Source organism: Nocardia iowensis, assembly GCF_019222765.1.
Lineage (GTDB): Bacteria > Actinomycetota > Actinomycetes > Mycobacteriales > Mycobacteriaceae > Nocardia > Nocardia iowensis.
In genome coordinates, this window is record NZ_CP078145.1 from 3,463,131 (window position 1) to 3,488,898 (window position 25,768).

General features: G+C 64.6%; 29 protein-coding genes and 2 pseudogenes. 18 read left to right on the forward strand and 13 right to left on the reverse strand.

Annotated elements, in window-relative coordinates:
• Positions 1 to 45 precede the first annotated feature (45 nt).
• Complete coding sequence (locus KV110_RS15970) at positions 46 to 693, forward strand: histidine phosphatase family protein (protein WP_246634737.1); 648 nt, start codon at positions 46 to 48, stop codon at positions 691 to 693.
• Here the strand turns inward: KV110_RS15970 and KV110_RS15975 are convergent.
• Entirely contained in the window at positions 690 to 1,226 is a 537-nt protein-coding gene (locus KV110_RS15975; RefSeq protein ID WP_218476957.1) for a DUF6886 family protein, read from the reverse strand. The two genes, KV110_RS15970 and KV110_RS15975, sit on opposite strands and share 4 nt — an antisense overlap.
• An 842-nt stretch (positions 1,227 to 2,068) precedes the next feature.
• Between KV110_RS15975 and KV110_RS15980 the strand changes: the two genes are divergently transcribed.
• The gene (locus KV110_RS15980; RefSeq protein WP_218476958.1) at positions 2,069 to 2,515 is read left to right on the forward strand and encodes a hypothetical protein; all 447 of its coding nucleotides are present in this window, start codon (positions 2,069 to 2,071) and stop codon (positions 2,513 to 2,515) included.
• 33 nt (positions 2,516 to 2,548) lie between these two features.
• Here KV110_RS15980 and KV110_RS15985 read toward each other — a convergent pair whose 3' ends face one another.
• The 4 genes from KV110_RS15985 to KV110_RS16000 form a co-directional block, all read right to left on the reverse strand.
• Positions 2,549 to 3,376, reverse strand: a complete 828-nt coding sequence (locus tag KV110_RS15985) for a hypothetical protein (RefSeq protein WP_218476959.1) — start codon at positions 3,374 to 3,376, stop codon at positions 2,549 to 2,551.
• A 393-nt stretch (positions 3,377 to 3,769) separates the two neighbouring features.
• Positions 3,770 to 5,194: a hypothetical protein gene (locus KV110_RS15990; protein ID WP_246634572.1), complete on the reverse strand. Its 1,425-nt coding sequence runs from the start codon at positions 5,192 to 5,194 to the stop codon at positions 3,770 to 3,772.
• 611 nt (positions 5,195 to 5,805) lie between these two features.
• A complete protein-coding gene (locus KV110_RS15995) occupies positions 5,806 to 6,054 on the reverse strand; it encodes a hypothetical protein (protein WP_218476960.1) in 249 nt (82 codons plus the stop codon).
• A gap of 270 nt (positions 6,055 to 6,324) precedes the next feature.
• On the reverse strand, positions 6,325 to 6,837 hold the full coding sequence (locus KV110_RS16000) for a nitroreductase/quinone reductase family protein (protein ID WP_218476961.1): 513 nt from the start codon (positions 6,835 to 6,837) through the stop codon (positions 6,325 to 6,327).
• 260 nt (positions 6,838 to 7,097) lie between these two features.
• Here KV110_RS16000 and KV110_RS16005 point away from each other — a divergent pair, with 260 nt between their 5' ends.
• Positions 7,098 to 7,988: an alpha/beta fold hydrolase gene (locus tag KV110_RS16005; RefSeq protein ID WP_218476963.1), complete on the forward strand. Its 891-nt coding sequence runs from the start codon at positions 7,098 to 7,100 to the stop codon at positions 7,986 to 7,988.
• A gap of 66 nt (positions 7,989 to 8,054) precedes the next feature.
• On the opposite strand, the gene KV110_RS16010 is transcribed toward KV110_RS16005, so the two are convergent.
• Positions 8,055 to 8,810, reverse strand: coding sequence for a DUF5984 family protein (locus KV110_RS16010; RefSeq protein ID WP_218476965.1), 756 nt, complete (start codon positions 8,808 to 8,810; stop codon positions 8,055 to 8,057).
• Positions 8,811 to 9,046: 236 nt separating this feature from the next.
• Entirely contained in the window at positions 9,047 to 9,607 is a 561-nt protein-coding gene (locus tag KV110_RS16015) for a hypothetical protein (RefSeq protein ID WP_218476967.1), read from the reverse strand.
• A gap of 143 nt (positions 9,608 to 9,750) precedes the next feature.
• Between KV110_RS16015 and KV110_RS16020 the strand changes: the two are divergent.
• The 4 genes and pseudogenes from KV110_RS16020 to KV110_RS42055 all read left to right on the forward strand — a co-directional run.
• Positions 9,751 to 10,008 (forward strand): annotated as a pseudogene (locus tag KV110_RS16020) (DapH/DapD/GlmU-related protein); the annotation flags it as partial.
• Positions 10,009 to 10,071: 63 nt separating this feature from the next.
• The gene (locus KV110_RS16025; RefSeq protein WP_218476969.1) at positions 10,072 to 10,452 is read left to right on the forward strand and encodes a nuclear transport factor 2 family protein; all 381 of its coding nucleotides are present in this window, start codon (positions 10,072 to 10,074) and stop codon (positions 10,450 to 10,452) included.
• 553 nt (positions 10,453 to 11,005) lie between these two features.
• Positions 11,006 to 11,854, forward strand: coding sequence for an NRDE family protein (locus KV110_RS16030; protein WP_218476971.1), 849 nt, complete (start codon positions 11,006 to 11,008; stop codon positions 11,852 to 11,854).
• A 95-nt stretch (positions 11,855 to 11,949) separates the two neighbouring features.
• Positions 11,950 to 12,078, forward strand: a pseudogene (locus KV110_RS42055) (integrase core domain-containing protein); the annotation flags it as partial.
• A 287-nt stretch (positions 12,079 to 12,365) separates the two neighbouring features.
• On the opposite strand, the gene KV110_RS16040 reads toward KV110_RS42055, so the two are convergent.
• Entirely contained in the window at positions 12,366 to 12,677 is a 312-nt protein-coding gene (locus KV110_RS16040) for an EthD family reductase (RefSeq protein ID WP_218476972.1), read from the reverse strand.
• Positions 12,678 to 12,831: 154 nt separating this feature from the next.
• On the opposite strand from KV110_RS16040, the gene KV110_RS16045 reads away from it, so the two are divergent.
• Entirely contained in the window at positions 12,832 to 13,734 is a 903-nt protein-coding gene (locus KV110_RS16045; protein WP_218476973.1) for a LysR family transcriptional regulator, read from the forward strand.
• Between the two features lie 407 nt (positions 13,735 to 14,141).
• On the opposite strand, the gene KV110_RS16050 is transcribed toward KV110_RS16045, so the two are convergent.
• The gene (locus KV110_RS16050; RefSeq protein ID WP_218476974.1) at positions 14,142 to 14,465 is read right to left on the reverse strand and encodes a transcriptional regulator; all 324 of its coding nucleotides are present in this window, start codon (positions 14,463 to 14,465) and stop codon (positions 14,142 to 14,144) included.
• The gene (locus KV110_RS16055) at positions 14,453 to 14,908 is read right to left on the reverse strand and encodes a hypothetical protein (protein WP_218476975.1); all 456 of its coding nucleotides are present in this window, start codon (positions 14,906 to 14,908) and stop codon (positions 14,453 to 14,455) included. Before KV110_RS16055 ends, KV110_RS16050 begins: the two co-directional genes overlap by 13 nt.
• 346 nt (positions 14,909 to 15,254) lie before the next feature.
• On the opposite strand from KV110_RS16055, the gene KV110_RS16060 reads away from it, so the two are divergent.
• The 5 genes from KV110_RS16060 (at position 15,255) to KV110_RS16080 (ending at position 19,288) form a co-directional block, all read left to right on the forward strand.
• Positions 15,255 to 16,064: an alpha/beta fold hydrolase gene (locus tag KV110_RS16060; RefSeq protein WP_246634573.1), complete on the forward strand. Its 810-nt coding sequence runs from the start codon at positions 15,255 to 15,257 to the stop codon at positions 16,062 to 16,064.
• Positions 16,065 to 16,068: 4 nt separating this feature from the next.
• Entirely contained in the window at positions 16,069 to 16,854 is a 786-nt protein-coding gene (locus tag KV110_RS16065; RefSeq protein WP_218476976.1) for a MerR family transcriptional regulator, read from the forward strand.
• A 116-nt stretch (positions 16,855 to 16,970) separates the two neighbouring features.
• Complete coding sequence (locus KV110_RS16070; protein WP_218476977.1) at positions 16,971 to 17,618, forward strand: DUF4097 domain-containing protein; 648 nt, start codon at positions 16,971 to 16,973, stop codon at positions 17,616 to 17,618.
• 12 nt (positions 17,619 to 17,630) lie between these two features.
• On the forward strand, positions 17,631 to 18,419 hold the full coding sequence (locus KV110_RS16075) for a CPBP family intramembrane glutamic endopeptidase (protein ID WP_218476978.1): 789 nt from the start codon (positions 17,631 to 17,633) through the stop codon (positions 18,417 to 18,419).
• A gap of 41 nt (positions 18,420 to 18,460) precedes the next feature.
• Positions 18,461 to 19,288 carry an alpha/beta fold hydrolase gene (locus tag KV110_RS16080; RefSeq protein ID WP_343224184.1) on the forward strand — a complete coding sequence of 276 codons (828 nt, stop codon included), beginning with the start codon at positions 18,461 to 18,463 and terminating at the stop codon, positions 19,286 to 19,288.
• Positions 19,289 to 19,680: 392 nt separating this feature from the next.
• Here the strand turns inward: KV110_RS16080 and KV110_RS16085 are convergent, their stop codons facing one another.
• A complete protein-coding gene (locus KV110_RS16085) occupies positions 19,681 to 20,451 on the reverse strand; it encodes an SDR family oxidoreductase (RefSeq protein ID WP_218476979.1) in 771 nt (256 codons plus the stop codon).
• Between the two features lie 354 nt (positions 20,452 to 20,805).
• Between KV110_RS16085 and KV110_RS16090 the strand changes: the two genes are divergently transcribed.
• Together KV110_RS16090 and KV110_RS16095 are read left to right on the forward strand one after the other, a co-directional pair.
• Positions 20,806 to 20,976, forward strand: a complete 171-nt coding sequence (locus KV110_RS16090) for a hypothetical protein (protein ID WP_218476981.1) — start codon at positions 20,806 to 20,808, stop codon at positions 20,974 to 20,976.
• Positions 20,977 to 21,095: 119 nt separating this feature from the next.
• Positions 21,096 to 21,257, forward strand: a complete 162-nt coding sequence (locus KV110_RS16095; RefSeq protein WP_218476982.1) for a hypothetical protein — start codon at positions 21,096 to 21,098, stop codon at positions 21,255 to 21,257.
• Positions 21,258 to 21,521: 264 nt separating this feature from the next.
• Here the strand turns inward: KV110_RS16095 and KV110_RS16100 are convergent, their stop codons facing one another.
• A complete protein-coding gene (locus KV110_RS16100) occupies positions 21,522 to 22,127 on the reverse strand; it encodes a dihydrofolate reductase family protein (RefSeq protein ID WP_218476984.1) in 606 nt (201 codons plus the stop codon).
• A gap of 226 nt (positions 22,128 to 22,353) precedes the next feature.
• Between KV110_RS16100 and KV110_RS16105 the strand changes: the two genes are divergently transcribed.
• From KV110_RS16105 to KV110_RS16115, 3 genes are all read left to right on the forward strand, one after another.
• Positions 22,354 to 22,776: a MarR family winged helix-turn-helix transcriptional regulator gene (locus KV110_RS16105; RefSeq protein WP_218476985.1), complete on the forward strand. Its 423-nt coding sequence runs from the start codon at positions 22,354 to 22,356 to the stop codon at positions 22,774 to 22,776.
• An 82-nt stretch (positions 22,777 to 22,858) separates the two neighbouring features.
• Positions 22,859 to 23,380 (forward strand): DUF6790 family protein, encoded by a 522-nt coding sequence (locus KV110_RS16110; protein WP_218476987.1) that lies wholly within the window; start codon positions 22,859 to 22,861, stop codon positions 23,378 to 23,380.
• A gap of 35 nt (positions 23,381 to 23,415) precedes the next feature.
• Positions 23,416 to 24,060, forward strand: coding sequence for a TMEM175 family protein (locus KV110_RS16115; protein WP_218476989.1), 645 nt, complete (start codon positions 23,416 to 23,418; stop codon positions 24,058 to 24,060).
• A gap of 173 nt (positions 24,061 to 24,233) precedes the next feature.
• Here the strand turns inward: KV110_RS16115 and KV110_RS16120 are convergent, their stop codons facing one another.
• Positions 24,234 to 25,751 carry an MFS transporter gene (locus KV110_RS16120; protein ID WP_246634574.1) on the reverse strand — a complete coding sequence of 506 codons (1,518 nt, stop codon included), beginning with the start codon at positions 25,749 to 25,751 and terminating at the stop codon, positions 24,234 to 24,236.
• Between the last annotated feature and the right edge of the window lie 17 nt (positions 25,752 to 25,768).

Genomic DNA, 25,768 nt, shown 5'->3' on the forward strand with positions numbered 1-25,768 from the left:
GGCTCGGAGTTCTGAGTGAGTTCGGTGCCGCCGCAGGCTTGGCAGGTGCGTCTGCTACTCGTCCGTCACGGGGAATCCGAGCACGCCAGACTCGGTTTGGTCGCTGGTGAGCGGGGTTGTCCGGGATTGACACCTCGCGGCCGAACCCAGGCACGTGCGCTTCGACAGCGACTTATCGACCAGCAGCTGCGCGTCGATACGCTGTTGTCGAGCCCGGTTCCGAGAGCTCGGGAAACCGCTCGAATCCTGCGACCCGCCCTGCATCCCGCGGGTGCGGCTGTCGCGGTGGATAGGAACCTGGGTGAACCGGATCCCGGCGAGGGCGACGGATTGACCACCGACCAGTTCGTCGCCCGTTACGGCACTCTCGACCCGCAGGTAGCGCCGGACCGGCCTCGCTGTCGTGGCGGGGAGAGCTGGAACGCCTTCCTGGCTCGCGTCCGCGACACCACCACCAGCCTCCCGACGCGGTTTCCGGATCAGACCGTGCTGGCAGTGACCCACGCGGGTTTCATCGTCTGGTTCTTCCTCGGACTATTCGCTGTACCGCCGTCGGCCGACCGCGCACGGCTCGATCCCGCCTTCGCATCGCTGACCGAATGGGAGTTCGATGAGACACAACGCAACTGGCGGCTGATCTCGTTCAACGACACCGCGCATCTGCAGACCGATACCGGTATCTCATCCGATTAACTGCGTGGTCGTCCGCCGCGCAACCGAATGCCGCTGAAACCAAGAGAACTCGACGTCACGGCATCCCAGAAATCCCACAGCCTCGGCAATACCCGCAGCTGAATTCCGGCTTGCTCATGAAGGTCGAGGAGGTCACCGACCTCCTGAGGCGGCCCCAGCGGCTCGACGGGCACGGTCGCGACATGGGCGTGGGGCACCGGGGTGCCGAACGGTCGGAACGAAGCCGCGGGCAGGCGGTAGGCAAACAGTTTGACGGTACGCAACGCGTCCAACCACCGGTACTCGATGGCATGCACGCGATCTCCGCTTCCCGCGCCGATGATTCTGTCGCGATCAGCGGGGGTTGAGGCCGGAACAACCCATGCCATCGCACGGGGACAGTTACGAGGAAACCAGTAGTCGGGCGTTCGTGCACGGTCCACCGCCCACACGTATGCCTCGGCCTGCCGGGCGGTCGGTGCGACATGGGGAACGAATCGTGCAATCGTGGGATCTTCGGAAAAGTGCAGAACTTCACCCGGCTCGGGGTACATGCCGACATCGCTACCACATCGGCCAGCTCGGCTCAACGCATTTCGGTCCGGCTACCGCAGCCCTTGAACATTCTCTTCTGCCGCTGGGCACGCGGTCGGCAGACGAGAACGGTTGTGGATCAAGGCGATATGGAATGTCTGGGCTGGTGTCCACGGAGAATTATTGCAATTCTGGTTATGGCAAGCCGACTCGGGGCAGCTCGATGCCCACTTGCGCAAGATCCTCGCTAGAGGCAATCGGCGAAAAGTGAAGCAGCACAGGATAATTCTGCGACATATGATGGATATCGCCGCTCGCGCGCTCGGATGGTCGGGACAACCCGATCGACCGGACTGTGAACCTGGGCAAGCGAAAGGCGGTAGCACGCAGCAAGATTCGCGAGCTCGGAGCGTTGCCACGGCTGCGGCAGCAACTGCGCGACTGGGCGGACGGGAGGCGCTGCTCGACGACATTCATGACCTCTATACCGATGACCCCGGGCGCGGCGTGTGGCTCTCCAGGTATGGCGCGGCGGCGCGCGCCCTGGTGAAAGAGCTAGAGGACTCGAATCGCCGAATCCGGATGGCCTGCCGCTGCCGTCGCGGGCCGGCACCCCGCGCAGTCCCAACAATTTCAACCGCACGTTCGGAGAGGCGCGCGAGACCGAGTTCGAGTGGGTGACGCTGCGGACTCTGCGCAAGGCGGTGTCGACTCGGGTGTATGAACGGACCAAGGACGGCGCTGCGACCCGAGCTTTTCCGTTCATCAAGCGTCGTGCGAAGTACTGCCGATGCCGCAGTGAACCGATTCTGGGGCGGTCGGGGCTGGCAGCTTCGATACCTATGTCGGCGTTCGGATTCTGTTGATTGATGCGATGATTGCCGGCATGGGACTCTCACGCGTGGTCTGGTTACTGTTGGCTGGAGCGACCGCCGTGTGGGGGGTATTCGTTGCGTCCGAACCGCTGAACCAGATCTCATCGTGTGAGGTCGTGCAGCTAGACGCCACGTGCGGCGACTCGATAATCGCCCGCTACGGAGTGGGGCTCGTGCTCCTGCTTGCGGTCCCGGTTGTTCTATGTGTGCTGCCCGCACTGCGCGTTACCCATGGTCTGTCGTGGCTAGTCGCCGGCGTGCTGGTGATCGGTTCCCTTCTTGCGTTGCCCGCGACCGATACCGTGTTCGCCGCGTTGGTGTACTACCTGCCGGTCGGCGCGATCGCGGTTGTGGTTGCGGGGTATCAGATCTGGTTCGACCGGCGCAGCGAGAGAGTCCCGGCGAAGCAGGGTGACACAGCGTCGACCGCTTGAGGCTGTTCGTATGCACGTGGCAGCGAGTCGCTACTACATGGCCGCGATATCGGTAACGGTGTAGGTAGATTCCCCACTCTCGGTGACCGAATCGACGAACGGCCGAAGCCAAGGCAGGCTGATCGGTCCGGAGCGCCGTTTTCCGGTGGTGAGTTCATAGGTGGAATAGGAAGGAACGTCGCGGAAATCGAGCTGCGCGACGGTGGTGGCGTTGACGTCGATTTTTGTCGCGAGATGGTTGGACGGCAGCTTCCACGCATGTGAGACCGTCACATCGCCCTGTATCGGGACAGACAAGATATCGCCGTAAATCGTTGACCAGAACAACTTCTCACCGACCCGGGTCAGCGACCCGCGTGAGATCCGCCAGCTATATCCGTGCATCACGAGCTGGGTCTCTGTCCGCGAGCCGGCGGTGGCGTCGATTCGAACCAGCGTCAGCCCGGGTTCGCCGGATTCGGACAGCCGTGCTTCGTTGGACGCGTATAACGCGGACAAGGTCGTGCCGTCGGCCGAGCATGGGATGCTGCGCGTCGCCGGCCGGAAATCCTCTGGATAGTCCCAGCGCCCGCGAACAGCCAGCTCTCCGGCGGGCGAAATCTCGTACAACACGCTGCCGTAGGTTCCGGTCTCGGCAGCTTTCCGATCCTCCGAAATAGCGAAGAGGCGACCGTCGCAGTACCCTGCGGCGAGCACCATTCCGGGAACCACGCCACTCGCTGCCTTGTTGTCGGCATCGATGGCGACGAATCTGTTTGCGGATTGTCCGTCCACGTCGCCGCTGTTGAACCACACCGAGGCGCGTCCCGTCGCCGGGTCATTCACTGCGGCTTGCACCATGTCTTCATCGACCGCCGTCACCGACCTCGACGACTCGGTCAGCGTGGTGACCGAATCGGCCGAGGTGGTCACGATCGCGTTCGGCGACGCAAGGATCTGGCTGTCATAGATCGCTCCACCTTGCAGGCTGCCTAGGGCAGTGCCGTTCTCATCGAAGGCGAATACCGTCGTTCGATCCTGCCTCGGCATGATCGGCGGCTGTAGTGGACCGACCGACACGACCGCGATGGTTCGATCAGGCAGTGCATCGAGCAAGTGTTGATTATTGGGTGGCTGGTGTGCCGTGCATGCGACCGCAAGGGTCAGCGTCGCCGCTGCCGCGGCGACGCTGACCGGTGTACTGCGTTTCATTCGTTGGCAATCCTCATCGGTCACGCGGAGCAGGCGTTGCGAATGGTCGGGATGCTGCGAGGTTCAGGGGTACTTCGTTACCCATGAGGATTTCAAGATGTCCCGCGGATATACGCCGTAACCACCGTCCCCGTCCAGATCTATCGTCTTGTCCGAATTCGTCGAGTTTTCCGACGCCCATTTATATGCCGCCCATAGCAGTTGCGAACAGTTGTAGCCGCCCGGGTCGTTGCCGTTGACGTCCTTGTTGAACGCGAAGTTCTTGTTGTACGCGAAGCCGACCCGGGATTTCGCGAACTTGACCGCATCAGCACGGATGGTGGCCGATGTGTTGACCCACAGCATCTGCGGGCTGCGCATCTTCCGCCCACCGTCGGCCGTGTTGTCGACCTCGCGGACCCCCTTCTCCGGGTTGAGCGCCTCCACGGAATGTGTTGTAGAGACGAAGATTCCATTGTGCCCGTGACTCACCCTGGCCGTCGCGGCTTCGGAGAAGAAGATGTCACCTGCGCCGCGCGGCTGCGGTAGCAGCATCTCGTCACCCGGGCTGGGATCGGAGGTGCGAACCATCGATAGGCGTGCTTCGTCCAGCGCATCTTCGATGATGTCGGCGACCGTGGCGGGAACGTCCTTCGCGATCCGCTGCGCGGCGGCAATTATCTCGTCCGGGGTCGGAAACACGCTCAGTTCGGCGAGCTCGACCGGCTTCGGACCAGGTCCGGCAATGGTGCCTCGCTGGAACTGTTGCTCGACGTGAACCCAGTCGTCCTTGGTGAACTGATCCGCAGTCGGGTACCCGTATGTACTGCGCTCGTAGCCGGCTTGGGCCCACTTGTCGAGGATCGACCCGCTCACAGGGTGTGCGCCGCCGTCGGGCGACCAGTAGATGACACCGTGTTCGAACCGGTTGAATCGCCCTGCTCCGTCCGCGGTTTTCGTCTCGTCGGTGATCGGGTAGCCGAGCCATCCACCCTCCCAACCAGTTTCACCCCACTTGTCGCGGATGGCTCCTGCCACGTAGTAGGCCTCGTTGAGTTTCCAATAGATGGTGCCGCCTTGGAAGTATTGGCGGCGACCGATGTTGTCGGGGTTGACGTTCTCGTCGGAGGTCGGGTAGCCGAGCGGTCCGCCTTCCCAGCCGTTGCGCTGCCACGCGGCAAAAAAGTGGTTCGCCACCGGATGCGCGCCACCCCACGGCGACCAGTAGATGGGGCCGTTATGGAATGTGGAACGCTTACCGACGCCGTCGGGATTGCTCAGTTCGTTACTGGTAGGGAAGAGCAGGAAGCTGTTCGGGCCGCCGAGTTCGTTGTACTTGTCACGGATCGCTCCGCACACCTCGTATGGTGCGGGCCAATATACTTGGCAGCCGTCGGTTGCCTTCGCCGACCGCGCGCTCGGCGCGGCGACAGTGGCCTCCATGGTTTCGGCCTTGTCCGCGTCCGTTTTGCTGAATCCGCTCGGGATCTCTTCACAGTCGGACCGCATCTTGCCCGCCTCGATTGTCGCGCGCGGGTTTACTGTTGGTTTCCAGCGTTCCGGTTTTGTCATCTTGCCCGGAGTGCAGGGGGCCTTGTCCGCTGCCGGTGGTTTGGATGTCGACGGCTGTGCGGTTGTAGAGCTCGGTGGGCGCGCCGGTGTAGTAATTGATGTGGGCGCTTGCGAGGAGTCGGAGGGCTTGGGGTTGCTGGTAGTCGATGTCGCCGCCGGTGCGGGGCTGGTCGGAATCGGTGTAGTCGACGAAGTGGGTGGCACCTGGCTTGGCTGCGCCTGTGCGAGGACGTGCACGCCGATAAGGGCGCTGGCCGATACTGCGAGGACCGCGACCCGCAATACCTTGGATCGCCGGCGGTAACTATTCCTCTGCTGCTGATTCGATAATGCCACGAACGTCCCCCAATCGAATGGCTTAATCACACGTCTCGCGTATTCCGGCACGTAACGTGCTGTGAATAGCAAGGTTTCGTGACTCTAGCTCTACAGTGTCCAAGATCGATGCGTCGGCGTTTCCCCAGTGGACTGTGGTGGGCTGATCTGCGCTGGTCAGCGGGCTGGTCCCCAATACCGAGCGGGGACCTCGTACCCGGGTCCGGCGTCTGTCACCGGCGTCTGGGTGCCTTCTTCGCGGACGGCTGTCGTTCGGCACGCCGTTCTGCGCGCCGTGATAGCGACTCGAGCCGTGAGCTCGTCGCGCTGGTCAGTGGGTCCTCGGCACCGAGGAATAGTTCGCAGTCGGTGCGGTTCTTCTCGAGCAGGGAGAGGGCTTCGGTCGTCCGGTCGGCGCGTTCATCGGCGTAGGCGAGGCTGTTGCGGGAGGCCAGGGTCGAGTGGTCCTCGACCCCCCGCACCCGCTCATTGGCTCAGGTGTGGCCGCTGGGCGCGCGATGGTCGGCCGTCCAAACTGGTTGGCTGACAGGACCTCTCAACGCACCTCGTGCCGACGAGCGGGTGTTCCGGGTGGGTGATATTCATTCGACTCGCGACTGTGTGCCGAAATAGTCTCGGTCACCGGCTGGGCGTGTCTGCTGCAGGCGTTCGGCCGACGCTCGGAGAACGCCCGGATCTGCCGATTATGTGATGTTGTCGAGGCGCCGCGGCTGAGAGATTCCAGGGGGCGCTCAGCCCTCGCCGCCGAGGGTCAGCACGACCAGTGGCATCGGCCGGTCGACCTTGGACTGGAAGTCCGCCAGCAGCGGGTTGTTGGCTAGCACCCAGGCGGCGAACTCGTCGTAGTCCGCGCCTTCGAGCACTCTGCCGGTCCCCGGGTAGGTCTTGTCCCGGAGCTCGATGGTGACCTGAGGATTCGCCTTGATGTTGTACCACCACGCCGGGTACTTGCCCTCCATGAACGAGCTCACGTACATGATGTCGCCCCGGTACCCGGGTCCCAGCGGAATCGTGTGCGGCTTTCCGCTCTTGGCTCCCGTCGTGGTGAGCAGGATGAGGTCCCCGCCCGCATAAGCACCGCCCACCCTGCCCGAGTTCTCCCGGAACTCCCTGATCACATCATCGTTCCAGTTGGCGATGCTGCCCTCCTGGTCCCACGCCTGATTCCACGGTGCGTTCGGATCGTTGTAGTCGGTGATATCGGCCTGATCCAGCTGTCCCGCAGTCGATTCGGTTTCACTCATGATTCGAGTGTGTCGTGGAGATAGGACAGTTACGTTCCTAACTCGACCAGAGATCGTGACGCATTCGCTCGCGAACACTCTCGCATGCCGCTGGGCCGGCGGTCTACGCCGCGAGGTCGGCTGCGGCGCTGAGCGTCCGGTTTTGCCGATGTGCGCACGTTCGGCATGGTGGGGATCCGGTCGGGCACTGCGGTTTTCGCCATGGTCGGTACGCCGCTGGTGCTCAGAACCTGTCGGTGCCGTGGATTACCGTCCAGGCGATGAGTAACAGAATTGCCGGGTTCACCTACGATCGTGTGCCGGTCGGCGATGTCAGTCTCAACGTCGGCGTCGCTGGAACCGGCAGCCCGATCGTTCTCTTGCATGGGTTCCCGCAAACCCACCTCGCCTGGCGACACGTCGCCACCGACCTCGCTCGAGACCACCAGGTGATCTGCCCGGATCTGCGTGGCTACGGCGACAGCGACAAGCCCGTCGAAAGCCCGGATGGCGACACCTACGCCAAACGCACGATGGCGGCCGACATCATCGAACTCATGCACTCGCTCGGCCATAAACGATTCGCCCTTGCGGGACACGACAGAGGTGGATTGGTCGCCTTCCGCGCCGGTTTGGACCACCCGGACGCAATCAGCCATCTCGCGATCCTCGACGTACTACCGGCCGCAAACATGTGGTCCACCCTGCATGGGACCTCCGGCATCTTCGCGTTCCATCTGTACCTGCTGGCACAACCGACCGATCTTGCCGAGCGCATGATCCGAGCCGACCCCGATCTCTTCTTCGGGCACTTTCTCGACAGCTGGACCCAGATACCCGACGCGATTCCCACGGACATCCGCATCCAGTACCTCACCGCCGCCCGTGCCCCCGACGCTATCCGCGCCATCTGCGCCGACTACCGAGCCAGTGCATACATTGACAACAACCACGACGAAACCGACCGCCGCGGAGGCCACCGGCTGAGCATGCCCGTAGCCGCGCTCTGGCAAGACCCGGGCGAGGTCGTACTTCCATTCGACCCCCTCTCGATCTGGTCCGAATGGGCGCCGAATCTCCGCGCAGACACGGTGAAATGTGGCCATTTCCTTCCGGAGGAGCAGCCCGGCGTCGTCACCGCAAAGATACGCAACCTAATCGACGCACGATAATGCCGCTGCGCGGGCGTTCTACCCGACGAGATCGACTGCGGCGCAGAACGTCCGCTCTTGCCGATTTCAGTGGCAGGACACGATGCGGGCGCCAGCACGTACGGCATCCCAATCTGTGGAGGGGCGTTGGTTCAGGGCTCGGGGCAACCAGGTACGCCGGTCCTTGTGCTCCCGCAGCAAGTCGTCGACATCGAGTTCGACGTCGGTCCGCCGGGCGGTCGAGGCCAATTGTGCTACTCGGGCCTCCATGGCATCGAGCAGCGAACGATCGAAGTCGGTGACTGCCGAGACAAATTCCTCGGCGGGAATGGACGCTCGGCCGTATTCCGGTGCAGTGAAGGAAATTTCGCTGTGCGGATCGGTGGTGTACCGCCAGGCGATCGCGATGGTGTCTCTGGCGCCGGTGTCGCGCCACAATTGCAGGTGTGGCCCGACACGCAGATAGCCAGCATCGATGATGCGGTCCCCGTGCGCGGACACCGCAGCGTCGGCAGCGGGGTCGTCGGTTTCGCGCCAGTTCGTGGATTCGCTGGCCATGAACTCGACCAGATCTTCTGGAACCGGTTCGAGTGCGTGCGGCAGTACCTCCAGCAGGTCTTCCCACAGCCTTACGACGTAGTAGTCCACCCAGGGATGGGCTCTTGCGCCGGCCACGCTGGCACGCCGCAGGTCCATCGTGTGGGCGGAGTAGCGCAGCAGCTCGTGATCGTCGATGTCGACGCAGTACCAGCCTTCGGTCAATCCGAACCAGTGCAGCGCATTGCGCTCACCCCACGGTGTGACTTCGTCGAGTGGCGTCAAGCCGAACCGAAACCGGATCACAGGGACCATACAACCGTGCAAGGTTTGGTCGTGTCCACTCGGATTCAACGTACTGTCATCCGCTGGTCGCGCGGTCTGCGCAGCGAGATCGGCTGCGGCGCTGAATGTCCCCATAGTGCCGAGTATCGTGTGTTGCCGCTTAGGGGAAGCCGCGCCCGATTCCGGCGGAATAGATGGCCATCAACAGCGATGACGATGAGATCGGTTGGCCTTGTCGATCCGACACGGCAATGCGCTCAGCCGAATGCCCCGACAAACTCGATGACAAGCGATGTCACCGACAGTGAACCGATACCGAATGCCGCCACTAGTGCGAACCCGATTAGCACGTCCTCTTCTGTGGGCTGACGTGGTTCGACGATGTGTCCCCGCACTTCGGTCGCGGTCGGCGCCTTCCACTCCACATAGACCGACCCGTCGCCCAGCAAAGTGAATGTGCAGAACGACTGCTCGATCTCTCCCGGCCGGCCGTTGAGGAATCTGCTTTCCTCAACGGATTTCGGTTCCAAAGTCAGCACCCGGTCATCGATTTCGGCGACCACACGATAGCTGCGCTTGAGCACGCGCCCGCTCCCTGGAAGCACCTTCATCGGACGGTCGTTCACCCGCGCCGCGAGACAGCGCGCATCCCTGGTCCCGATCAGAACACTCGAGCGCGTCCGCGCACCGACTCGTTCGATGGTCACCACCGGCGAATCCGCTTTCCTGAACTGCGCCGAACAACGGTCATCGGTCCTCGTGACAACAACATCCCCGAAACCTCTACTGTCGAAGATTGTTTGCACAATGTCGGACACCGGTGATCTACTCCTCGGATGCGCCGGTAGACGCTACCGCCACGCCCCGGTCATATGAATTGTATGGCGGGTGTCCGCCCCCGAGTCCGTGGGTTGTTCGCCCCACGGCCAGTGAAACCCACTGCGGCTCAGACCATCCTGTAATCCCCATCGGCCCGCGTGCCCAGCTGCTGACGGCCCTGCATCCGATGGACGACCATGAGCTGCGCCGCCAGCGCTGGGAGACAGCGGCTCGGATCACCATCGGAGACAACGTGTGGCTGGGCGGAGGTGTCATCGTCTGCCCCGGAGTCACGATCGGCGCGAACACAGTTGTCGGTGCTGGGAGTGTCGTCACGAAAGACCTGCCAGCGCAGGTCTTCGCCGCCGGGAATCCGTGCCGGGTCATCCGAAATCTATAGCAGTTCGGTCATAGCTGGAATACACGACACAGGATGTCGTGATTCGTTGGAATGCTGAGCAGCATGACCGAAGACCAACTCCTGCACACCGACCAGCTCATACATGCCTACTACGACAACCTCGAGAACGGCACGGCGTCCTTCGACGAACAGCGCTTGCGCCAGATCCTGGCCCCGGACCTCCGCTTCGAGGCGCCGATGGCTGGACGCAGCGTCGGCGCAGAGGGATTCATCAAGGGCGCAGCCGCATTTGCCGAGACGATGCGCGGCATGACCATGCTCGAGCAGCTCTGCACCGACCAGGCGGCGGCCACGCTGTTCGACGCCGAAATGCCCGGCGGCACCGTCCGCGTCGCCGAGTTCTTCCAGATCGCCGACAGCAAGATCCAGTCGCTGCGTTTGCTTTACGACGTCCACGAGTACCAAGCCCGCGGCGGTTGCTGAGGCCAGCTTCGCTGCCGTTTCCGGGTCCGCTGAGTAGGCGGACCCGGAAACGGCCGACCACGGGAGAATTATCGAGCCACACACCCAAGAGAACCGTCGCAGAACCCCACCGGAGTGTCGCTGGTACAGCGTCATACGACAGCTCCGGATCCCCGAGAAAACGACTCCCGCAGGCCGCCGGTTCCGACCGGCGGTACCCGGTGTCCGCAGATGTCCCGATGAGAACTGAGTCCGAGGTTTCAGTTGTAGGGTCTCAAATCTCGTGGCGGAACCTCAGATTGGATGGCGGACCCGCCGTGATTCTGAGATTCGGCTCCCTCCGCTTGCCGATCGGTGGATGATTTCGCCAGTTACGGTCCACGGCAACGGATTCGAGTTGGCACAGGTCGGGGAGTTTCCACGCGGTCGGTGTCGGAGTCCATCGCGATGTCGACGGTCACGAGCGCCCGCGATTCGGAAGAGAGTCGCCATCGGCGATCCAGCCGCAACTGGCCCGGCCGGAGCAGCGGACCGAGAGAACGCCTGTCCTACTACGCTGGGCCATACTCTGAATATGGGGCCGAGCAAGGGGGTTGCGATGTGTTTGGTCTTCGTTGGGTGGCAGATGCATCCGGTTTGTGCAGTGGTCATCGCGGCTAACCGTGACGAGTTGTACGGCAGGCCCACCGAACCGTTGGCCTGGCGCGAGATTGCCGGCGTCCGGATGCTGTGCGGGCTCGACGTGGGCAGCGGCGGCACCTGGATGGGTGTAACGGGCGCAGGCCGATTCGGTGTTCTGACCGACGTTGTCGCCACCCGCAACGGGTGGCCCACGGCCCAGCCGGGCACCAGCTCGCGGGGGCAGCTGATTCCCGAATTCCTCGCCTCGAGCGTGACACCGGCGCAGTACGCGCGACGACTGGCCGACGACGGCGCCAGGTACGACGGGTTCAATCTGCTGATCGGGGACCTGCGCACGGGCGAGCTGTGGTGGACATCCAACCGATCCGATGGCCGCGCCGAGGCCCTGACCGGAGGCGTGCACGGGCTCAGCATCCTTCCTCAGATCAACCCCTCATGGCCGAAAGTGGTTGGCGGAGCAGCTGATTTCGGCCGTGTCTTGCACGCCGACGACGGTGCCGACCGCTGGATCGACGACTACCTTGAGGTGATGTCTGGAAGGGCTGCCCGACGCCTGACCCCGGCGCCGCCCCTGCCCGACATCGACGTCGTGTTTCCGCTGCGGAAGCTGTCCTCGCCCCGGATGATTCGCGCGGGGTTTTACGGCACCCGGGCCAGCACCGTGCTCCGAATCCGCCACTCCGGAGAGACCGACATGACCGAACGTCGATTCGGCCGTCTCCGCAAGACCGGCGAAACCACCATCCGAACCCATATCGACACTGTGGCCAACAGGCACTGACTGACGCTATGGCCAGGGGCTACCGGACCTTGGAGGCCGTCGTCCGCCAAAAGAATCGACGTACCGGCTGAAACCACCGCCGATCGGCGTCGCCGCGAGATCGCGAATCGGAGATTCACCGATTCCGGATCATCTATAACACGATCAGGCCGCACCAGGCGCTCGACGACCGAATGCCTGGTGCGGCCTTCGCTGGCTGCAACCAGCGGAAGACCGCTCGATAAGCGGTGTTTTTTAGGCCGCAGTCAGCCCGCGTGACAAGAACCCATTCGTCCATCTCCGCGACCTGCCGGTACAGCCGCGCGTAGGCGTTGAGGAGGTTCAGGACATGGTCGCGGTCGTGCGGAACCTTGTAGCGTGCATTGCTCGCGCATCGAACAGGGCTGGCGTATCGGCCAGCATGCCCTCGACGTAGTCGGCGACCGCCGCCGCTGTAACTGGCTGGACCAAGCGGTAGGGGATGCCCTGTGGGGCAACGGAACGAACGTGTCCCGGAGCGTTCCGTCCTGCCTCAGCTGGTGCCGTCCTGCACCGGATAGTCGATGATGACCGCGCCGCCGGTGGCGTAGTTGGCGACATCGGCGGCCGCCCGCTGGCCTTGCTGCGACGCCGACGCCGCGGCCATGGCGGCGGCGTCAGCGTAGTCGGCTTCGAAGACCGCGAAATACGGCGCTTCTCCGTTGGTCGCCGCTACGTCGAAGCTGTAGCGCCATGCAAGCAGGCCGGGGATCTTCCTGACCAGTGGAAGGTGGTTGGTCACGTAGTAGTCGCGGAAGTGGTCAGGGTCGGCGGGCTTGGGATATAGGACTACCAACTTATGCATGCCTGCCTCCTGCGCCGCTAGGTGTGAGTGCGGTGTCCGGTACCGCGGTCGGTTGAATCGTCATATGCGCAGGTTAGGGCTTGATGTGTGGTCGGGGGAAAGACCGGGACGGGATAAACTCAGAACGGATCGTTATCAATCGAGGGGAGAGCATGTGGCGCCGGATACGGTGAGTCTGCGGTACTTTCTGGTGCTGGCGCAGGAGTTGAACTTCACCCGCGCCGCCGCACGGATCGGTATCGCGCAGCCCGCACTCAGTGCCCGGATGCGCCGATTGGAGGCGGAACTCGGTACCAGCCTGCTGGTTCGTAACACGCGTAGCGTCGTATTGACCACGGCCGGTGCGGCTTTGGCGGAGTCGGCGCCGCCCGCGCTGGCGGCGCTGGACCGGGCATGGGACACCGCCCGGAATGCGGGGGCCGGTGAACTGGGCACGCTGCGCATCGGATACAGCCTCAGCGCGGGGGCCGAGACGGCACCGGCCCTGGTGGACAGGCTCATTCGCAGCAGCCCGGGACTCGAGGTCGGCGCGGTCCCGATGGCGACACCGGAGATCTCCCCCGCGGTCGCCGACGGCCGCATCGATGCGGGGATCACCCGCGGTGAACAGCCGGGTCGTGGCGTGCGCCGGTTCCTGCTGCGGCGTTTGCGCGTCGGGGTCCAGTTGGCACAGCATCATCCGCTGGCCGAACACCCGGAGATCGAGATCGCCGATGCGGCCGCGTATCCGCTGCGACTCCCGGACCGTGCGGCCAACCCCGTGATCCACGATCAGCTGTCCGCCCTGTTCCGCGACACCCAGCCGAGCCCCCGATTCCACACGCCCGCAGTCTCTTTCGACATGTCTCAGCGCGACCTGCGCGACGGGCTCACCCTCGCTCCGGCCGGTGAAGCCGCGGTCGCGACACAACCGGCCGGTCTCACCTGGCGACCGCTGCAGGGCGCACCCACCTTGACGATCCACCTGGTCCTCCCGCGCGTGCAGTCACCACTACACCGCCGCCTCCGCACCGTCGCCAAAACCCTTGCACACGAGCTGCACTGGCTGCCGGACTGACGCGCAGCAGGTCACGCGAGAGGGACGTCGGCCGCCCGGCGTCATCAATGGTGAAGTTGGCCAGGTTCGGATACGACCCGCCTGTCGCCCGGCACCGCGAGTGGGTGAGTTGGTGGTGTCTGCACCAGTAGAAGTACAGGCGCAGTTCGGATTTGGTGTGGATTCGTGAGACCGCGGAGAAGCGAGCGAGGTAAGCCAGCGCGTGCAGCCGGAGCACGAGGTCGTCACCGCCCGAACGGACGCGCGCTACGCGGCATTGTCGCTCACTCGTGCCGACTGAAGTCAGCATGGACGGTTCGGTGCAGAACGTCTTACGCTGATGAGCGTGCGTTCCCCTCGCAATCGGCGCGCCGACCGTACTCAGATTTGGAGTGACGCAACCGCTGTGGTCAGCCCTGACGGCGGCCTCAGGTGCTTGCCGGTGGCTGCGTCGAGTCCGAGGTCTGCTGCGCCATGCGCGTGAGGTCGGCCAGCGCTGCTTGATGCTCGCGGTAGGCCCGCCGACCGTGATCGGTGAGTGCGATCCAGGTTTTGGGCCTGCGTCCCAGATAGCCCTTGCGCACCGAGACATAGTCGGCGTCCTCGAGCACGGTCATCGCTTTGGAGAGGGTGGATTTGTTCAAATCGCATAGTTGGGCGAGGGTGCCGAATTCAGCTTGCTTGCAGCCTTCCAGGAACGCGACGACCTTCAGCCGCGGCAGCGAGGCCAGCAACTCGCTCAGCTCGGGCATGTCGCCCTGCGTTGCCGTTCCAGCACCCACCACGTCGAGCCGCTGAGCATTACGGCGAACATGACGTGAGCCCAGCCGTCGAGGAACCCTTGCACCATGGCGGGCACCAACACGATCAGCAGGAACAGGGCAACCCGCTGCCAGCGCCGCGTGGGCAGGTCGGCCAAATATCGCGGAACGACTCCGCTGTTGCGTTCCCTGCGCCACACCCAGAGCATCAAGGCGATATATACACAGAATATGGCGCCCCCGACGGACATGATGGACCAGAAGACCGCGTCATCGAACTCGGGACGGGCAAGGCCTACCACGATGAGGCTGGCGCCTCCCAGCAATGCTGCCGTCGGTGGAACCCACCTCGGCACGGTCGTCGCACTCCGGGCTCGCATGGTGGCAGTGGAGGCGATGTCGAGCAGGTCTTGCGGTGCCGGTTCGTCGTTCACAGGGGTTACGATACGCCAATAGGTTTCCATTCATCAACCTACTGCTTGCTGGAAACTCCTGTGCCTCTCGGGATCGTTGACACATCGACAGCCGCTCAGGCAACCAACCTCCTCAGTTCGTTCACCGGCGGAACTGAGTTGGTAGGCGAGCTTCGTCGGGACCTCTGACGTGGTCCGAACATCGCGACATCGGACAGCCATGCTCCTTGTCGTCGGGGACTTTCCGCTGCGGAGGTCGATGAGGTGTGGCGCGGACATGACACCCCACGAAGCCACCGATCGGCTGACAAAGGCGGGGTGGAGCGTACTTGACCTTGACCCGAGGTCAAGGTGCACGCTCGCTCGCATGACTACTTCTTCGCACTCGGACAGTTCGGTGTGGACCGGGATGGTGCCGGTGGACGACACCGCGCTGGCCGTCACCGACACCGGTGGGTCAGGAACCCCCGTGGTCTATCTGAATGGTTCCTACTCCACCCAGAAGGCCTGGCGGCAGGTTATCGCCGATCTCGGCCCCGACTTTCGACACATCACCTACGACGAGCGGGCCCGCGGCAAGTCGAAGCGGTCGGCGGACTACTCGTTCGACGCTGTAATCCGGGATCTCGATGTTGTCTTGCGCACACGAGGGGTGGATCGGCCGCTGCTGGTGGGCTGGTCCTACGGCGCGCTGCTTGGGGTGCTGTGGGCGGCCCGCCACCCGGACCGGGTGGCGGGCGTTGTCGGGGTCGACGGCCCGTTCCCGATGGGCTGGACCGAGGAGGCGGATCTGGAGCGGGTCCGCAAGTTGTTCCGCCGGTTGCGGTTCGTGCTGCCTCTGGCGGTGCCCTTCGGCCTGGCCGCGCGGATGTCCGCCGCCCAGCACGCCGAAATCCAGGTCGAGAGCCACGCCCTGCACGCCGCTCTCGGCCCGACTCTCGGGGGCCTGACCGTTCCGGTCCGGTATGTGATCGCTCAGGGCGACCACACCGGTGACGCGGGCGGTGAGATGGACCAGGCGCGTGCCAGCCTCGATCCGTTGCTGGTCCGCAACCCGAACCTGCAGGTGAGCGCGCGGGTCGCCAGCAACCACGAGAAGATCCTGGCCAAGGACTCCCCGGCCGTCGCCGGCGCGGTGCGCGAGCTTGCCGCCGCCGTCGGTCGCGAGGTTGGCTGAGCAGATGAACAGTGGTGTCACGATCGGGCAGGCGGCGGCGTTCGTCGGCGTCACGGTGAAGACGGTGCGGCACTACCACAAGCTCGGCCTGGTCGCCGAGCCCGATCGCGACATCTCCGGTTACCGCAGGTACGGGACGGCGGAGTTGTTGCGATTGGTGCAGGTCAGGACGCTGGCCGCCGCGGGGGTGCCGCTGGCCGAGATCGGGCCCCTGCTCGACGCTGACGCCGCGTTGTTCGCCACCGCACTCACCGACGTCGAGCGGCAGCTCACCGCACGGATCGAGGAGTTGATCACCCGGCGTGACACGCTGCACCGGCTCGCCGACGGCGATCGAGCACTGCTGCCCGACCGCGCGGTGGCGCTGCTGGAGCGGATGCCCGGCCTGGGCTTCACCGCCGAGGAGGTGGCAGACGCGCGGGAGGGCTGGGTATTGGCCAGGGCGCTGGTACCCGAAGGCTTCGACGACTACCTCACCGACGTCGAGAACGCCCTCGACGACACCCGATTCGTCGCCTTGACCAAGCGCGCCGCCGAAGCCACGGCCTGGGCACCCGACGACCCCCGCATCGACGAACTCGCCACCGCCGCGGCCGAGCACTACCTCGCCAACCCCGGCCTGCTGAAAATCGTGACCGGCATGCGCGCCCGTACCGAGGCCGCGACCCGATACACGCTGATCCGCCAGTACGGGGCAGCGCAGACCCCGGCCTCGGCCCGGCTGTCCGAACTCTTCGCGACCAAGCTCCGCGCAGCAGGCATCGATATCCCTGGGCCGAACTCGGACTGACCGCGTAGGTCGCCGCCGAGGTAGGGCAACTGGGCCGCCAACGACTTTCGGCGGCGCACCGGCCGGGTCCGTCGCCCCGATCCACCGAACCCAGTTCTCACCGAAGGAGCACAGCCATGCCCACATTCGCAACCCCGCAATCGATCACCGTGACCGTCGACGTGGCGTGTGGTGGTGTCATGGTGATCGCCTCGGACCGTACCGACACCGTCGTCGAGGTCCGACCAACCGACGCTTCCAAGAAGAACGACGTACGCGGCGCCGAGCAGGTTCGGGTCGATTACGCCGCCGGTACCTTGACCGTGAAAACACCGAAAGGCTGGCGGAGTCACACCCCGTTCGGCGGTCAACCGGCATCGATCGAGCTGACCATCGAGGTGCCGACCGGCTCGCGGCTGAACGCCACCGCGGGCTTGGGCACCATCCTGGGCGCCGGTGAACTCGGCGAGTGCGACTTGCGGCTCATTTCCGGCGACATCACCGTCGAACGCCCGCTCGGTTCGGTGACCGCGAAAAACACCAACGGCAACATACGCATCGGCGACGCAGCGCGCGGCGAACTCCGGCTCGAGACCTCCGTGGGGGAGCTGGAAGTAGGTATCCGTCCGGGCGCCGCGGCACTGGTGGAAACCAACACCGCGTACGGGACCGTGCAGAACCAGATGCAACCGGTCGACCTGCCACGCGACAACGCCGGAACCGTGCACGTCTACGCGCGAAACTCCTACGGCGACATCATCATCCGCCACGCGATCGCCGCCTGAGGGGCACTTGTCATGCGCGCTGTTGCCGACACCCGTCCGAACGGAATAGTCCACCGGCTGCTCGCCGACCGCCATTCCCTACCGCTGTCCATCGGGTTGCATCTCGTCCCCGGCCTCCTGATCGTCGCCGCCTACCTGTTCATCGGCGAACCGTTCGCCGAAGCCATCGACTATCCGGCCTTCCTGGGCTGGGCGATCGCGCTGTGCCTGATTCTGATACCCCTCCTGGGAGGCATGCTGTGGCTGGGCCGTCGGCGCAATGGCCGCTACTCGCTGTGTGGCGTGCTGCACTACATCGACAAGCCTGTCCCGCGGGGGAAGCTGGTGGCGATGGTGATCCCGCTGATCGTGTGGATGTTCGCACTGGGGACCGTGACAGCACCGATCAACGACTTCTTCAAGGACTTCTTCACCTGGCTGCCGTACGCGAACACCGGCGGCAGCGGTAACAACACCTACCTCGACGGCTACCCGGACTCGGTCGTGTTCACCACGATGCTGATCTGCCTGCCGCTGACCGGAATCTCCCTGCCGCTCATCGAGGAGCTGTACTTCCGCGGTTTCCTGCTACCCCGCATCGCCCACCTTCGCGGGTGGACACCGGTGATCAGCACGGTCCTGTTCGCGCTGTACCACTTCTGGTCACCGTGGGTGCTGGTGTCGCGGGTGATCTTCACATTCCCGGGGTTCTGGTGCGCCTGGCGGTACAAGGACATTCGGCTCTCGATCGGAATGCACGTCGGCGTGACCTCGACCCTGGCAACGGTCAGCACCGTCACCCTCGCGCTGAATCTCAGCTGAGCGAATTACCTCATCGAAACACTGAACTGAAAGGCGATCACGTGCACGCTCGACGCAAGACCCACGTTTCCTCCACCGAGTCGACATGGACCGGCATGGTGCCGATCGACGACACGGCCCTGGCAGTCACCGACACCGGCGGTCCCGGGATTCCCGTGATCTATTGCAACGGCCAGTTCGCCACTCAGGGGTACTGGCGGAAGGTCATCGCCGACCTCGGTTCCGGCTTCCGGCACATTACCTACGACGAACGGGCCCGCGGCAAGAAGTCGAAGACCTCGGCCGACTATTCCTTCGAGGCCTGCGTGCGAGACGTCGATGCCGTTCTCGCGGCCCGGGGCGTGGATCGGCCGCTGGTGGTGGGCTGGTCCTACGGGGCGTTGATCGCCGCGCACTGGGCCAGCCGGAATCCGGACCGTGCGGTGGGTGCGGTCCTGGTCGACGGCGCATATCCGTACGACTTTCTCGACGAGGCCGCGGAGCAGCGGATCCGTAAGCTGTTCAAACGGTTGAACTGGTTCATGCCGCTGCTGCGCCCGACAGGCCTGACCCCACGGCTGACCGCAGAACAGATGGCCGAGAGCAATATCGAACTCGGCCGGATCTCCCGCGTGCGCGAGCTTGGCCCGGTGCTGGACAACATCGCCGTCCCGACGTGGTACGTAGTGGCTTCGGGGAAGTCCTTCGGCAGCAAGGGCGATGAGCAAGAACGGCTGCGCACCAGCCTCGATGCGGTGACCGCCGGCAACCCGAACATCCGCATCCATGCGAAGGTCGCCAGCAATCACGGCTCCGTCCTGAGCAAAGACTTCCACGCCGTCGCCCAGGCCGTACGCCGGATAACTCCGGACCCGACCTCTACCGATTAGGGCCACCTCACACCCGCGTTCGGGCGGAGGCGTCCCCCGCCAGGCTTTAAAGTCGCCTCATGGTTACACCGACCCCCTCGAAGGTGCGCGCGTCATTGACACCCGCACCCTCAGCTGGTGACGCCATCGCTGATCTGAACCCATCAGAGACTGGTGTCAGGATCAGATCCCGGCCCTGATCTGGTTCAGGTGCCCGGTGGGGTGCTCTTGCTCCGCCGGATAGCGGCAGTACGGTGCGGTTCGGCCAAGCAGCTCCGTGCCACCGGCGGCACGCGAATGACGGGCCCGCCAGGGCTTTGCCGGGTCACGAGATCAGCGAGCTCGACCCGGTCCCGATCTGCGACGCACCATCGTGCATCGTAATCGGCTGCGGCACAGCAGGTCTTACTCGCTCAGAGGGCGGTACCACCGCTGGCGTCGAGGGTTTGGCCGGTGATCCACCGGGCGTCGTCGCTGATGAGATAAGAGACGATGTCGGCAATGTCGGCGGGGCGGCCGACGCGACCGAGGGCGACGTTGGACGAGGCTTCGCGCTGACCGTCGGGGTTGTCGATGAGCCAGGCGTTCATATCCGTGAGTACATAGCCGGGGGCGACAGCGTTGACGGTAATGCCGCGCGGGCCGAGGGCCTGGGCGAGGACGCGGGTGAAACTGTCGATGGCGCCTTTGGTCATGGTGTAGGCCAGGATGTCGGGGATCGCTAATCGGGTGACGGCCGAGGACAGATTCACGACGCGGCCGCCGTCACGGAGCCGGTCGATGACGCCTTGCACCAGGAAGAACGGGGCGCGGACATTGGTGGCGAATAGGGTGTCGAATTCCGCGGGCGTCATGGTGTCGACGCCTTTCATGATGGTCATGCCCGCGTTGTTGACCAGGATGTCCAGGCCGGCGGGAGCGCCGAGGCCGGCGAAGCCGGCGTCCACGTCATCCAGGAGGGTGGCAAACTCGGTGGAGCCGAGGTCGCCACGAACCGCGAAAGCTCGCCCACCGTCGGCCTCGATTCCGGCGACTACGTCTTTGGCTGCAGCATCGTTCTGACCGAAATGTACTGCTACCAGTACACCGTCTCGGGCCAATCGTTCAGCGATGGCACGGCCGATGCCCCGGCTCGCCCCGGTTACCAGGGCCGTTTTGGTTGTCGGGGTTTTGGTTTCGCTCATGGAAGCTATTCAACGGAGATGACCATCCGATGTCCGGCTGGATTCGGACATGACGGTGAGGCCCACTCAACCCTTGGAATCAGCCAGGAAAAATCGCGGTTGTGCCGCCGAATGCTGCGGCACAGGGTCGTCGAACCTCCGCTGCCCGTCGTCGTTGACCTCGGCCGAGCGATTTCGACCCAGCGCGCGAACTTTGGCGTAGGCGCGCACAGTTGGCGGGTGGCTACCGCCGTGACTCGGGCCGACAGCAACGTCCTCGAACATCTAGCCCGGCTTGGCCTCACCGCAACGTGTGCCTCTCTGGGCGTGTAACTCTGGGTAGCATGTGGTGAAACGAATTGTGGAGGGGACATCATGTCGTCGAACAGTCACCGAGAGCAGGATGATGATCCACGCGCCCGGTGGCGCCGCCTGCCCGTCGAACCCGCCCAGTACGTCGAGGAGACCCACGTCGACGGGAGCTCGTCGAGCTACACGGTGCCCGCCGTCGACCCGACCCAGGACTTCATTCGCCTCTACGGCTAGTGATGTGGCAGGTACGACTGGCCCGGTAGTGCCGCAACCAACGCTGTGGCGGCTATCGATGTGGGATCGTCGGTCGCAGGCACCGGGCACCTGACTCCGGCCCACGAGAGTGAGCGCTCATGCCCGAAACCAAGCAATACCTGGCCGACTTCAATCGCCTCGACGCCGCCACCGACACCGTCGAGGAGCTCAACTCCGCCATGCTGAAGCTCTACCCCGACCGCGCCAACCTTGGATCCCTGTGGGGCGGCGCGAAAAAGGCCAAACAGCCGGTGACGTGAGGCGGTTCTCGCCACCAGCGCGATGTTCGTGGTGCCGTACGACGCTGCACGACTTCGGCCGGTACTGCGCGGAACTCGGCAATATGGGATGTTCTGAGCCGTAATCGATCTCGTCCGTTGAACGCCCGCGCAGCGGCCTTACGGGGCGTCGGTGCTTGGTTCATGAGTTCAGCTTCGCCTCGGTCCAGCCACCGCCGATACCACTGTGCAAAGCCGAGCCGGATGCAAGGCCCTCCGCCGGTCCAGACCGGCGGAGGCGCGAGGTCACGCAGGGGCGCCGAGCGGCGGCTGCTCGAGCACGCGCGGCTTGTACTCGACCAGCTGGATGCGGTCGTCGAAGGTGCGGTGCTCGATCATTTCGAGGGCAACGTCCGGATAACCGTCGTAGATGCGTTCTGCGCCCGTGGCACCGGTGATCACCGGGAACATCACGACCCGGAATCGGTCGACGAGTCCGGCTCGTAGCAGGGACCGACACAGGCTCAGGCTGCCGATCGTGCTGAGGAGTCCCGGGCCACTGGACTTCATGGCGCGGACCGTCTCGACGGCGTCGTCGCGGACGAGCGTGGAGTTGGCCCACGTCAGTGGCTCCTCGAGTGAGGAGGAGAACACCACCTTGGACGCTTGCGTGAGCTCGTCGACGGACGCCTCTTCTTCGGGCCTGAACTCGTCTTGGCCATTCGGGACCTCGCCAGCGGCGAAGCCCGACATCAGGCGGTAGGTGTTCGCTCCCATCAGGTAGGTGGCCTCGGGCTGCTCGCCGAGCCATGCGAGGTACTCCGGGCCCTCGAGGCCCCAGAACCCGGGCCATCCCTCTCCCGATGCGTAGCCGTCGAGGGAGGTGATGAAGTCGACGAGAAGCTCCGACATGGCGATGTCCTTTCCTAGGGTGTCACGAGCTTTGACCGGCCGGGAGCCACAAACTCATCGGCCGCGCTGTGGGGTAGCACGGAAACCCATGACGCTGCAGCCGATCGTCTCCTCCGAGGAGTGGGAGGCAGCGTGGCATGCAGGTCGAGGCTCCCGAGGCACGGCGAAACTTCTGGCCAGCGTAAGGATGAATGTTAACCATGCAAGACTCTGATACGTTCGGCTTGTGGACGATGGACTCGGGGATTTACTGCATCGCGTGGTGTACCTGCTCGGGGAGGCCGCGCGGCGGCGCGCGGACGACTCCGAGGCGCTGACGTACAGCCAGATGCGCCTGCTGGGGACGTTGGAAGAAATCGAGCCGGTAACCCAGCATCAGCTGGCGCAGGCGCTGGCAGTGTCGGACCCGGCGGTCAGCCGGGCCTTGCGCCCGCTGGAAACAGCCGGATTCGTCGCGGTCGAGCCCGACCCCGAGCACGGACGGCGACGACTGGTCAGCACCACCGAAGCCGGCCGCAACGCCTTCCACGGCAGCGACAGGCCGCTTCAGAACCAGCTGCGCGATGCGTTGCTCGAAGCGGGCTTCCCGTATGAACGCTACCTGCGCGACACCGCCGCGCTGGCCAAGCTCCTCGAGCCCCGACGATAGCTCGATCCAATACCCCGAAGTGCTCTTACCTCGACAAATATAAATCTTGACTGGTTAATATTAACCATGCAACACTCTAGCCATGAACGAGATGTCCTACCTCGCCCAGTCGGCTTTCCCTTTGGTTTGGATACTGATCGCAGTTGTCGGCGCACTGATCCGAACTCGACACAGCCCCTCCAGTGCAGCCGCCCTCGAAACCTGGCAGCGGTGGTGGGCCGTCGCCGCACTCGGCTGCGGCAGCCTGTGGATGACGATCGCCTTCCTGACCGTCCCGGACGTGATGGCCACCGCGATCGGCTTCGACCGGACCCCGTTCCAGTTCGAGATCGCCTTCGCCAACCTCGGTCTCGCCGTCATGGGTTTCCGCGCAGCCTCGGCCACCGCCCGTGAGCGCATCACCATCGGCCTCGGCGCCGGCATGTTCCTGTGGGGCGCGGCGATCGGCCACGTCTACCAGTGGTTCGCCAACGGCGACCATGCTCCCGGCAACACCGGCGGAGTTCTGGTCTGCGACCTGCTCTTCCCCGCCGTCATGATCGCCCTCGCGCTCCGGTCACAACGGCTGTCCAGTGCCGGACGGCTCACGTTCGCACCCGCCTGAGAAGCCCACTGGCGCCGTAACCCCGGGAGGCTCCCATGCACCTTGACGCGACCGGACAGAATGCACGCTGGTCACCGCAGCGAATCGGCGCGTTCGCGGACGCCGTACTCGCCATCGCGATAACCCTGCTGGTCGTCGAGATCAAACGGCCGCAGGACGAGGATCTGGTCGATGCCGGCACTCTGGCCGCATTTCTCTGGCACGAGCGGGCCTCTTTCGTGGCGTTCGTCCTGGCGTTCTTCCTGCTGTGGGCGGTGTGGCGCCGCCATCACACGTTGATCTTCGAGGTGACGCTGCTGGATCGGCGCACCCTCGCATGGCATGCGCCGCTACTGCTTTTCGTCGCGATCCTGCCTTACTCGACGGCGGTGTTCGGGCACGCTGCGGGCAACAGGCTCGCCGTCTGCCTCTTCGCCGTGACGTCGGCGCTGCTCTTCGCGAGCGAGGGTGTGGTGCGGGAGCTGGCCGCACGACGATCCACACTGGCCGAACACATCACTGCCGCCCAACTTCGTACCAGCGCCGATGCCTCGTACGCGGTCGCCGCGGTCTTCTCCGCCACGGCCGCAGTTGCCTGGCTCACTCCGTACGTGTGGTATGCCTGGTTTCTCGCACCGTTGTCGGCCACTTTCGGGGGACGCCTGATCGATCGAGCGCGCCGGGCATTTCCGGCCAACTGAGTCGGTGTCGCTCGCTGTTCAGCTGGCTGTCTGTCACGAACGAAGACAGTCACGTCGGGTCTTCCCACAGCTCCGAGGCCGTGGCCTTCAGCCCCGACGGTGGCGCTCTCGCGATCGGTGGTCCATCTTCGCTGGCTTTGTGGAACATGCGCACCCGGCAGCCGATCTGGATATCAGGCCAGGGTCTCGCCGTGGAGGCGGTGGCCTTCAGTCGCGATGGCACGATCCTGGCCTGCGGAGGATTTGACAGGGTGTGGCTGCGCGGCAGTCCGATTGCGCACCAACATGATCGCTGGCACCAGGGCGAGAGCGAAGAGCACTCCTGCCATCGCGACGTAGAGGGACACCCCGGTCGCCGTACTCACTGGGGCATCATCGGCGAAGGTCCCAGCAATTCGGGTCGCCTTGAGCACCTCGCCCCCGGCGAAGTTGAAGACGACCGAGCCGAGGGCGAGCACCACCGACACCAGACCGGCGACCGTGCCCTGCCGCTCGGGCGCTTCGATACTGGTCGCCAAGTTGTAGCCGGAAGCGCTGATCGCGCCGGCGGCCACACCGACCAAAGCGCCACAGGCGATCGCCAGCGGGAGCGCCGATACGCCCGCCAGCATCGCGAAGGTCGCCACCATCCCGACGGCGATGCCGCCGAGCATGGGCAGTGCGGGACCGAGGCGCCCCGCGATCCATCCGGCGCACGTACCGCCGATGACGATGCCGACATTGGGCGCGGCGAGCAGCGCGGCGACCGACTCTCCGTGCCCGAGCCCGTAACCGAGCCCTAGGTCGGGAGGCACCTGAGCGATGATGCCCGTCAGTTGCAGCATGCTCCGGAAGGAGCCTGCCGCCAGCACCAGGGTCAGTAGCGTCAGCAGGATCGGGCGGCTCAGTACCCGGATGTCGATGATGGGTTCGTCGACCCGCAGCGCGAGAAACGCCCAACCGGCCAACCCGGCGACACCGACCGCCAGCAGCACGATCATGCTTCCGGACAGCCATCCGAGGTCTTTGCCGAGGCTGATGTAGGCGAGCACCGCGCCGAGGCCGCCGCCGAGCAGCAGCGCCCCGCCCACGTCGACCCGACCGGTGCCGCGGATCGGCGACTCCGGGATGAAGGAACGCACGCAGAGCGCGGACACCGCGGCGAGCAGCGCCGCCGCGATGAATACGCTCCGGTAGCCGAACACGTCGATGACCGGCTGCATCAGGAACGGCTCGATAATCCCGACGACCGACGAGCCGGACGTCACCAGCCCGACCACGGCCATCGCCACCACCGGGGTGCAGATCTGGCGGACGAGGGCAACCGTGAGGAAGACCGCGGCGAAGGCGGCACCTTGTAGGAACCGCCCCAGCAGGAAAACCCAGAGATTGGGGGCAGCGAGGCAGATCAGCGCTCCCACGCAAGCGAGGAGCAGCGTGCCGATGAGTATCCGGCGCTTGCCGAAGAGGTCGGAACTCTTCGCGAGCAGCGGCGACCAGATGGCTCCGGCCAGCATCGCGCTGGCATTCAGCCACGCGGCCTGGTCGGTGTCGAAATGCGCCAGCAACTGGGGCAGAACCATCATGGGCGAGCCGATGACCACGTCGGCCAGGACGTTGGCGAGGGTGAGAACCGCCGCCCAGCGGACGAGCCGCTTACTCCAGCGGTGCTCTCGGACGCCGAGGGCAGGGGTTTCTAGCCGATGTTTCACTATGAATTCTCTTCAGC